This window comes from Yinghuangia soli, from assembly GCF_021502675.1.
Classification (GTDB): domain Bacteria; phylum Actinomycetota; class Actinomycetes; order Streptomycetales; family Streptomycetaceae; genus Yinghuangia; species Yinghuangia soli.
The window spans coordinates 169782-179178 of the sequence record NZ_JAKFHA010000011.1; the positions used below are offsets into that span (position 1 = coordinate 169782).

A 9397-nucleotide genomic window follows, 5' to 3' on the forward strand; every position below is an offset into this window, starting at 1 on the left:
TGGGGGCCCGCCGGGCTTGGGGGGGCGCGGCACGGGGCGAGGGCCCGGAGGAAGGCGTCGGCCTTCTCCGGGCCCTCGCCCGTTTGTCGCGTCCCGTCAGCGTGCGCCGCGGATCAGGCGGCCCGGGCGGGCGCCGGTGTCGGCGCCGTTCCGGCGGGTGACCTCGCCGGCCACGATGGTGGCGGTGTAGCCGGTGGCGTCCTGCAGCATGCGGCCGCCGCCGGCCGGCAGGTCGTGGACCATGCGCGGGCGGTGCAGCGTCAGGTTGTCGAGGTCGATGACGTTGAGGTCGGCGCGCTTGCCTTCCTCGATGACGCCGCGGTCGCCGAGGCCGTAGAGCGCGGCGGTGTCCGCGGTCTGCTTCTTGATCACGAACTCCAGCGGCAGCTTCTCGCCGCGGGCGCGGTCGCGGGCCCAGTGCGTGAGCAGGTAGGTCGGCTGCGAGGCGTCGCAGATCATCGCGCAGTGCGCGCCGCCGTCGGCCAGGCCGAAGACGCTCGCCGGGTGGGTGAGCATCTCGCGGATCGCCTCGTGGTCGCCGTCCGCGTAGTTGAACAGCGGGACGGTGAGCATGGCCTGCGCGTCGTCCTCGAGCATCAGGTCGTACATGGCGGCGAGCACGTCCTGGCCGCGCGCCTCGGCGATCGCCGGGACGGTGCGCTCCGGGGTGGGCTCGTAGTCCGGCACCGCGGCCATCGGGTACATCATCCCGGCCAGCCGCTGCAGTGCGAGGTTGACCTGGTCGCCGGGGATGCTCGGGTCGGACGGCAGGTCGTCCTCGGCGAGGATCGCGGTGCGCACCTCGGGCTTCGCCAGCTCGGCGGCGAACGCCGCGTCGTCCAGTTCGCCGGCCGCGTACCGGGCCGCGACGGCCTGGAAGGTGGGGCGCTTGCTGAACGCGTTGCGGGTGGTGAAGCCGGTGAGCATGCCGAACGGGCGGCCGGCGACCTGGGGGTAGAGCGGGATGCCCGCCTCGAGAGCCTTCATCGACTCGCTCATCAGGTCGCGCCACAGCTGCGGTGCGGCCATGACCTGCAGCAGGGCGAACGAGACCGGCATGCCGATCTCCTCGGCGAGCCGCTTCATCCAGGCCACTTCGGCGTGCGGGGCGACGATGTCCTCGCCGGACGAGCCGGTCGGGGCCAGTTCGAAGACGGCCCGGCCGCCGGCCGCCATCGCGCGGCCCAGGCCGAAGAGTTCGTCCTCGGTGGCGAAGGTGCCGGGGACCGGTTCGCCGCCCATCGCGCGGTGCGCGACGGTGCGCGAGGTGGAGAAGCCGAGCGCGCCGGCCTCGACGCCCTCCTTGACGATGGCGGCCATCGCCTCGATGTCCTCGGGCGTCGCGGGCTCGTTGCGGGCGCCGCGGTCGCCCATCGCGTACGCCCGGACCGCGCCGTGCGCGATCTGCACGCCGATGTCGGCCGCGAAGCGGTGCTGCTCGAGCACGTCGAGGTATTCCGGGAAGGTCTCCCAGCCCCACGTCATGCCTTCCACGAGGGCGGTGCCGGGGATGTCCTCGACGCCCTCCATGAGGCCGATCAGCCACTCCTCGGCGCCCGGCCGCACGGGCGCGAAGCCCACGCCGCAGTTGCCGGACACGACGGTGGTGACGCCGTGCGAGGTGGACGGGTCGAGCAGGGTGTCCCAGGTGGCCTGGCCGTCGTAGTGGGTGTGGATGTCCACGAAGCCGGGCGTGACGACCTGGCCGGCCGCGTCGATCGTCTCGGCCGCGGTGCCGTCCAGTACGGCGCCGTCCGCGCCGCGCCGGTGGACCGCGGTGATCAGGCCGTCCTTGATGCCGATGTCGCCGGTGAACCGGTCGGCGCCGGTGCCGTCCACGATCACCGCATTGACGATCTTGAGGTCGAAGGTGTCCTGCTCAGCCATCTGTGAAGCCCCTTCCCGTGCCCGGGATCTGAGCACGTGTCAGGACCGTGCTCGCTGCCGGGAAGGTACGTCTATGCACTGTGCGAGTCAATATTCGCACTATGCAAAAAGATCGACAGGCGGTACCGTCGCCCGGTGGCCCGCCCTTCTCCGCAGACCGAACGCCTGGTCTCCCTCGTCGACGCGATCGCCGCGCGCCCGGAAGAGGGCCTGACCCTCTCCGAGATCGCCCGGCACCTCGCGGTCACCCCCGCGACCTGCCATCCGATGCTGGTCAGCCTCACCGAACTGGGCTGGCTGGTACGCCACCCGGTGCGCCGCACGTACCGGCTCGGCCCCGCGCTGATCACCGTCGGCCGGGCCGCGTCCCGCGGGCTCGGCGCGGTCGACCTGGCCCGCCCCGGAATGCAGCGGCTGCGCGACGACCTGGGCCTCACCTGCATCGCGCTCGCCCCCGGTGAAACGCACGTCACGGTCGCCGAGGTCGTGCGCGGCCCGTCCGGGCACGGCCCGCACGTGCACGTCGGCGACCAGATCCCCATCGCCCCGCCGCTCGGCGTCGGCTACGTCAGCTGGGCCGACGAGCAGACCCTGCGCCGCTGGCTGGACGGCGTCACCGCGGACCCGGTCAAGCGCGCGCACCACGAGCAGGCGGTCAAGTGCGCCCGGGCCCGCGGCTATGCGGTGGAGCTGGTCACGCGCGTGGAGACCGAGCTCGGCCAGACTCTCGCCCGGCTCGACGAGCACCTCGACGAACACCTCGCGGGCCTGGCCGCGGCCGACGCCCGCAACCCGTCCGCCGCCCGGCTGCGCACCCTGCTGGAGGAGATCGCCACCGAACTCGGCGACCCCGCGCAGGACTCCGTGCTGGACCTGGAGCCGGGCCGGGAGTACCGCATCGGTCGTATCGGGGCCGGCGTGCTGGACGCGGCCGGCGATGTGGCCCTGGTGATCGCGCTGCACGGCTTCGGCGGACGCACCGAGGGCTCCCGGGCCGCGGAGGTCGGCGCGCGGCTCGCCGCGGTCGCGGCCGGGGTCACCGCGCAACTGGCCGACACCCCGGTGGCACAGGACACCTGACCAAGTGACGCAGGTCACAAGGGTTTCGGTGACAACCTGAGGGCGGGCCGCGGCCGTATGTAGAGCGTGCGGCACTGGAGACGAACGCGGCGCGCCGATCTGGACGCGGACTTCCGCGCATGGGCGCTGGCCCGGCAGGCGCATCTGCGCCGGTCGGCCTATCTGCTGTGCCGCGACTGGCATTTGGCCGAGGACCTCACCCAGAACACCCTCGCCAAACTGTATGCGGCCTGGCACCGGATCAACCGCGGCGACACCCGTGACGCCTACGCCCGGCGCGTCCTGTACCGGACGTTCGTCGACGAGACCCGGCGCGGCTACCGCCGCGAGTACCCCGGCGACGATCTGCCCGAGGCGGCCGCCCCCGAGATCGACAGCGAACTGCGCGTGACCCTGCTGGACGCCGTCGCCCTGCTGCCGCCGCGCTGCCGCGCGGTCATCGTCCTGCGCTTCTGGGAGGACCTGAGCGTCGAGGACACCGCGGCCGCACTCGGCTGCACCACAGGGACCGTCAAAAGCCAGACGTCCCGCGGCCTGGCCGCACTACGGCGGCGCCTGACGGTCGACGACGGCGCCGGATTCGGCGCCCTGCTTGCCACCGGGCCCGGCATGCGGCCCGCGAGAACGGAGACAGGCCGGTGAACACCCACCACCCCGGGCAGGCCGACCGGCCCGGCGCCGGGGAAGACGCCGGCCTCGGGTCCGTGCTGGCCGAGGCGATGGCCGGACTTCAGCCGCACGAGCCGGGCATGCCCGACCTGCTCGGACCGGCGATGGCCGAGGGCACCCGCATCCGGCGCCGGCGCCGGACGACCATGCTGGTCGCGTTCGGCACCGCCGTCGTGCTCGGCATCGGCGGCGCGATCGGCGGGGTTTCGTACGTCGGCGGCGACCAGGGCCGGTCCGTGTCCCCGGCGGACTCGCCGACCGCAGTGGACGCTGCGGACGGCGGGACGCTCGGCCCGGCGGAGCGTCTGGCCGCCGTGCTGCGCCTGTATCTGGAGCCGCGCGGACTGGCACTCGCCGCAAAGCCCTGGGCAGTTCGTGCCAACGTCGAAAACGGCGCAGGCAGCATGGTGGCGGTCACCGTGCAGGACGCCGCGGGGAATACCGCGATGCTCCAGCTCAGCACCGGGAAGTCCGCCAGCGGGGGCCGGCCGGAAGGGCTGCCCGGGGAGGGGTGTTCGCTGCTGTTCAAGGCGGACCGCGAACTGGTGTTCCAGCACGAACCCGAGACGGTGTCCTGCAAGGTCCAGCGGCAGTCCGCAGGCGGCTCGTACACCTGGGTGGTCACCGTCGACCGTCCCGCGCCGAACGCGGACCGGCGCATCGGGGCGGTCCGGGTGGGGCCGGACGACGGCATCACCCGGGCCTGGGCCGCGGCGCTTCCCCAAGTCCCGCCTGCTGGCGTGGCCGTGCTGCGCGAGGACCTGCTCGCCGACATCGCCCGCGACCCTGCGGTGACCGACGCGATCGTCGTGGTGGCTGCGGAAGAGGCGGCCGGGCGGGGCATCGGCACGGCCGTCCCGTGGAGCACGGCGGTTCCGGCCCCGACCAAGTACGCCCAGGGCAGTTCGCCGCCCGCCGCGGGGCTGCCCAAGCCCTGAACCGCGCCGGAACCACCCGGCACCCGTGAACCCCGGCCGCCGGCCGGTCTCTTCGGCCTGCCCGGAAACGTCCCGCACGTGCGCACTTCGTATGCGCGCACCCGTAAGCACGTACACAGACAGAGGATGCCCATGAAGATCTCCGGTACGGCCGCCCGTATGTCACTGGCCTTGGCCGGGCTCGTCCTGGTGGCGGGCTGCGGCGCCGACTCCGGCGGCGGTTCGGAAGGCGCGGCAGGCAACGGGGCTGGTGCCGCTGCGGCGCAGGGGAGCTCCGGCTCCGGAGGCGGCAGCGGCACCGGAACCCCGCCCAAGCCCGGCACCGACGGGCTGCTGACCGCTCCGGCGGGCGCCTCGGAGTCGCAGCAGCTCGAATTCGCCTACGCCAATGCGCTTGCCGAGTGCATGCGCAAGGCCGGCTTCACGTACACCCCGTACGTGTCCGCACCCGGTCCCCAGGACCAGGACGCCGAACGCAACCCCGAGGCGGCCCGCAAGTACCGGGAGAAGTACGGCTTCGGGGCGTTCGCCGCCGCCGTGTACCCGGGTGATCCGCAGGTCGGCGGTGCCTCCACCGCCGATCAGGACCCCAACTCCGCGGCCTTCGCCGCACTTCCCAAGGACCGCCAAAGCGCCTGGAACGTGGCGCTGTTCGGCAACGCGGAGCGCAGCAAGATGCCCGGCGGCAAGCTCGGCGGCTGCTCCGGCGAGGCGCAGGTCAAGGTCTACGGCGACGAAGCCGAGCGCAAGGCCAGGGGCGATGCCGCCGCCGAGCAGTCGCGCATCTCCCGGCAGAACCTCAACGGCGATGCGCAACTCGTGGGGTTGGCCCAGCAGTACGCCACCTGCCTGCGCGGCAAGGGCTATCCCGTGGACACCACGGCGGTGACCGAGATCCGCAACGCGCTGCGGTTCGTCTGGTTCGCCAAGGCCGGCGAGCTCACCCCGGAGCCGGCGCCCGACAAGCCCGGCATGAAACCGCAGGACGCGCCGGTGATGGACCCGGCGGTCGCCCGCACCCACCTTCCGCAGGAGATCCGGGCCGCGCTGGCCGACCTCGACTGCGGCAAGGACTTCCGGGCGGCGTACTTCCCCAAGGCCGACAAGCTGCCCGGCGCCGAAGGACTCGGGTGAACCGGGCGCGCCGCACTCTCGCGACGGTGATCGGCATCGTCGTGGCGGCCGGCGGCGGTGGCTGGTACGCGGGGCAGCAGGTGCAGTCCCCGGCCGAGGCGGCGGCGTCCCGCAAGGCGCCGCCCGCCTCGGTGGTCACGGTGCCGGTCGAGTCCCGGACCCTGGCCAACAACGTCGTGGCGCACGGCACCGTCGCGTTCGAGTCGCCGGTGCCGGTCGCGCTGTCCGGTGCGGTCGCGGCCCCGACCGGGCCCGGCGGGGCAGACGGCGGCAGCCCGCAGAAGGTGACCCGGGCGCCCGCGGTCGGTGCGTCGGTGCCCGAAGGCGCGGTGTTCATGGAGGTGTCGGGCCGCCCGGTGTTCGTGCTCCGCGGCTCGGTGCCCATGTACCGGACGCTCGGGCCGGGGGCGAAGGGCGCCGACGTGAAGCAGCTCAACGAGGCGCTCAAGCGCATCGGCTTCGACCCCGGAACGGCCGGCGACGCGTTCACCGCGGGGACGGCGAGTGCGCTGAAGCGCTGGTACCGGGCCCGCGGATACGACGCCAAGGAGCCCGGGGCCGCGGAGCGGCAGCAGCTCGTCACCCTCGAACAGGCCGTCCAGGCCGCGTCGGAGGCCCTCGCGGCCGCCAAGGCCGAGCTGCAGGCCGCCGAATCAGGCGGCAGTGGCAGCAGCAGTGGCAGTAGCAGCAGTAGTGGCGGTGCCGGTGGTGGCACCGCGGGCGGTGACGCGGGCGGCGGGACCGCGGGCAAGACGTCCGGCAGCACCGCGGGCGCCGGTACGCCCGGCGGCGGCACCGCGCCCGTGTCCCTGGCCGCTCTGCGGCAGCGTGTCGCCAACGCGCAGAAGGCGCACGGGTTCGCCCAGCAGAGCCTCGCGGAATACCAGGCCGGATACGGCGTTTCGCTGCCCGCCGGGGAGCTGGTCTTCCTGCCCGCCCTGCCGGTACGCGTCGACCAGGTGTCCGCGAAGGCGGGCGACAGCCCCACCGGCCAGGTCGCCAAGGTCACCGGCACCGGTGTGCGCGTGCAGGCCACCGTGCCCGGCGTCGACGCGAAGCTGCTGCGTCCCGGCATGCCGGCGGAGCTCGAACTCGACGACGGCCGCAAGCTGCCCGGCAAGGTCGGGGCGGTCGGCGCGGCCGCCGAGCCCGAACCGGACGGCGGCGGCAAGGGCAGCAGCCCGGAAGGAGAGGGCGGCCAGGGCGGAGAGGCAGGCGAGGGCGGTGCCGGAACGGGCTCCGGGGGCGGCGGAACAGCGCCTTCCGGTAGGGGAGTCGCATCCGGTGCCCCCGCCGCGCTGCGGATCGTGCCCGACGACCCGGCCGCGCTCGGCCCGCACGCCGGACTCGGCGTGAAGGTGACCGTGCAAGTGGGGTCCACCCGGGTCCCGGTCCTGGCGGTCCCGATCGCGGCGGTGTTCACCGGCGCCGACGGGCAGGCGCGCGTGAAGGTGCAGCGTGCGGACGGGGCGGTGGCTCCGGTGCCGGTCACCTTGGGGCTTGCCGCGGCCGGGTTCGTCGCGGTGGAGACGGCCGACCAGCGGCTGCTCGCCGCGGGCGACCGGGTCGTGGTGGGGGAGCAGTGAACCGCGCCGCGGCCCGGCCGCTCGTCGAATTCGAGGGCGTGGAGCGGGTGTTCGAAGCGGATCCGCCGGTCCATGCGCTGCGTGCGGTCACGCTGCGCATCGACGAGGGGGAGCATGTCGCGGTGACCGGGCCTTCGGGGTCGGGCAAGTCGACGCTGCTCGGCCTGCTCGGCCTGCTGGACCGGCCGACCGCCGGGGCGTACCGGTTCGGCGGGGTCGAGACGACCGCGCTGGCCGAGCGCGACCGGGCCGCGCTGCGCGCCGGTTCGCTCGGATTCGTGTTCCAGGCCTTCCACTTGCTGCCGTACCGCACCGTCGAGGAGAACGTCATGCTGGCCGAGGTCTACCGGCCCCGGGGGACTGCGGCACCGCCGCGCCGCACCCGCAAGGCCCGGGCCGCGCAGGCGCTGGACCGGGTGGGGCTCGGGCACCGGGCCGGGTTCCGGCCGGACCGGCTCTCCGGCGGCGAACGCCAGCGGGTGGCCATCGCGCGGGCGCTGCTCGGCGAGCCCGCGCTGCTCCTGTGCGACGAGCCGACCGGCAACCTGGACGGCGACAACACCGCGGTGGTCCTCGACGTCCTCGACGAACTCCATGCGGACGGGCTGACGTTGCTGGTCATCACGCACGACGAGGCGGTCGCGGCGCGGGCCGCCCGGCGGATCCGCATCGCGGACGGCCGGGTGGTCGGGGCGCGCACCGCCCAGGGGGCGACCGAGGGCGCGGTCGAGGGCGCAGTCACGGGCGCGGACGAGGGCCGGGAGCCTGCGTCGTGAAGCGGCCTGCGTCGCGCCGCGGCACCAGGATGGGACGGGCCGACCTCGTCGACGAGTCGCTGTCCGCGGTGCTGGCCCGCCCTTGGCGGGCCGCGCTCACCGCGCTCGGCACCGTCCTCGGCATCGCCACGCTCGTCGTCACCATCGGCATCGCGGCCACCGCGGGCGACCGCATCGTCAGCCGGTTCGACCGGCTGACCGCGACCGCGGTCACCGTCGTCGCGGCCGACCAGGGCCTGCCCGCCGGGCCCGGCGAGGATCCGCTGATCGGCTGGGACGCCGCGGACCGGCTGGGCCGGCTCAACGGCGTCGCGGCCGCGGTCGCGCTCGCCGAGATCCCGCCGGGCACCGCGCCGCCGGTCCGGGCGAACGCCGTCCAGGACCCGTCGTCGGTGTCCGCCCGGACGCTCGGGGTGGTCGCCGCCGGGACCGGTCTGCCCGCCGCGGTCCACGGGCGGATCGTCGCCGGGCGGTTCTACGACGCCGGCAACGTGGCGCGCCGCGACCGGGTCGCGGTGCTCGGCGAGGAGGCCGCGCGGCTGCTGGGCATCTCGCGTCCCGAGGACGCCCCGGCGGTGTTCGTCGGCGGCGAGCCGTTCACGGTGGTCGGCATCCTCGGCGACCTGCGCCGCGAACAGGCGCTCGCCGCCGCGGTGATCGTGCCGCCCACCGCGGGTGCCGACCGCCTCGGCATCGGCCCCGTCCGGCGTGTCGTGGTCGACACCGAACTGGGGGCCGCGGCCCTGGTCGCCCGCCAGGCGCCGCTCGCGCTGAACCCGGGGCACACCGCCGAGATGCGCGTCATCGCCCCGCCCGACCTGCAGCGCGCCCGCGGCGCGGTGGAGGCGGACGTGGACGGCATGTTCCTGGTGCTCGGCCTGCTCTGCCTGGTGGTGGGTGCGGTCGGCATCGCCAACGTGACGCTGGTCGGGGTCATGCAGCGGATCGGCGAGATCGGCCTGCGCCGCGCCCTGGGCGCCTCGCGGCGGCATATCGCCGGGCAGTTCCTGGTCGAGTCCGCGGTCCTCGGCCTGCTCGGCGGGGTCGTGGGGGCGGCGGTCGGCGTGGTGACCGTGGTCGGGGTGTGCGTGGCCCGCGACTGGACGCCGGTCCTGGACCTCGCCCTGGTGCTCGCCGCGCCGGCGGCAGGGGTCGCGGTCGGCCTGCTGGCCGGGGCGTACCCGGCGTGGCGGGCGGCGCGGATGGAGCCGCTGGAGGCGCTGCGCGCGGCCTGACGTGCGGACGGCCCGGGTGCCGCGGCGTTGCGCCGCGCCACCCGGGCCGTCCGGGGGCAGCTGTCAGGCCGTGGTTGGGCCCCCGTCCGGCG

The 9397-nt window shown here is 74.8% G+C and carries 8 protein-coding genes; 7 read left to right on the forward strand and 1 reads right to left on the reverse strand.

Going from position 1 to position 9397, the window contains the following annotated elements; translation table 11 throughout:
- Nucleotides 1–96: 96 nt before the first annotated feature.
- Nucleotides 97–1887 carry an N-acyl-D-amino-acid deacylase family protein gene (locus LZ495_RS20140; protein ID WP_235053824.1) on the reverse strand — a complete coding sequence of 597 codons (1791 nt, stop codon included), beginning with the start codon at nt 1885–1887 and terminating at the stop codon, nt 97–99.
- Between the two features lie 135 nt (nt 1888–2022).
- Here LZ495_RS20140 and LZ495_RS20145 point away from each other — a divergent pair, with 135 nt between their 5' ends.
- From LZ495_RS20145 to LZ495_RS20175, 7 genes are all read left to right on the forward strand, one after another.
- On the forward strand, nt 2023–2967 hold the full coding sequence (locus LZ495_RS20145) for an IclR family transcriptional regulator (protein ID WP_235053826.1): 945 nt from the start codon (nt 2023–2025) through the stop codon (nt 2965–2967).
- Nucleotides 2968–3033: 66 nt separating this feature from the next.
- Nucleotides 3034–3609 carry a SigE family RNA polymerase sigma factor gene (locus tag LZ495_RS20150; RefSeq protein ID WP_235053827.1) on the forward strand — a complete coding sequence of 192 codons (576 nt, stop codon included), beginning with the start codon at nt 3034–3036 and terminating at the stop codon, nt 3607–3609.
- Nucleotides 3606–4574: a hypothetical protein gene (locus LZ495_RS20155; RefSeq protein ID WP_235053828.1), complete on the forward strand. Its 969-nt coding sequence runs from the start codon at nt 3606–3608 to the stop codon at nt 4572–4574. Before LZ495_RS20150 ends, LZ495_RS20155 begins: the two co-directional genes overlap by 4 nt.
- Nucleotides 4575–4706: 132 nt before the next feature.
- A complete protein-coding gene (locus tag LZ495_RS20160) occupies nt 4707–5708 on the forward strand; it encodes a hypothetical protein (RefSeq protein ID WP_235053829.1) in 1002 nt (333 codons plus the stop codon).
- Nucleotides 5705–7294 carry a peptidoglycan-binding domain-containing protein gene (locus tag LZ495_RS20165; RefSeq protein WP_235053830.1) on the forward strand — a complete coding sequence of 530 codons (1590 nt, stop codon included), beginning with the start codon at nt 5705–5707 and terminating at the stop codon, nt 7292–7294. The genes LZ495_RS20160 and LZ495_RS20165 overlap by 4 nt, the downstream gene beginning before the upstream one ends.
- Entirely contained in the window at nt 7291–8070 is a 780-nt protein-coding gene (locus tag LZ495_RS20170; protein ID WP_235053831.1) for an ABC transporter ATP-binding protein, read from the forward strand. Before LZ495_RS20165 ends, LZ495_RS20170 begins: the two co-directional genes overlap by 4 nt.
- A complete protein-coding gene (locus tag LZ495_RS20175) occupies nt 8067–9305 on the forward strand; it encodes an ABC transporter permease (protein WP_235053832.1) in 1239 nt (412 codons plus the stop codon). Before LZ495_RS20170 ends, LZ495_RS20175 begins: the two co-directional genes overlap by 4 nt.
- Nucleotides 9306–9397 lie beyond the last annotated feature (92 nt).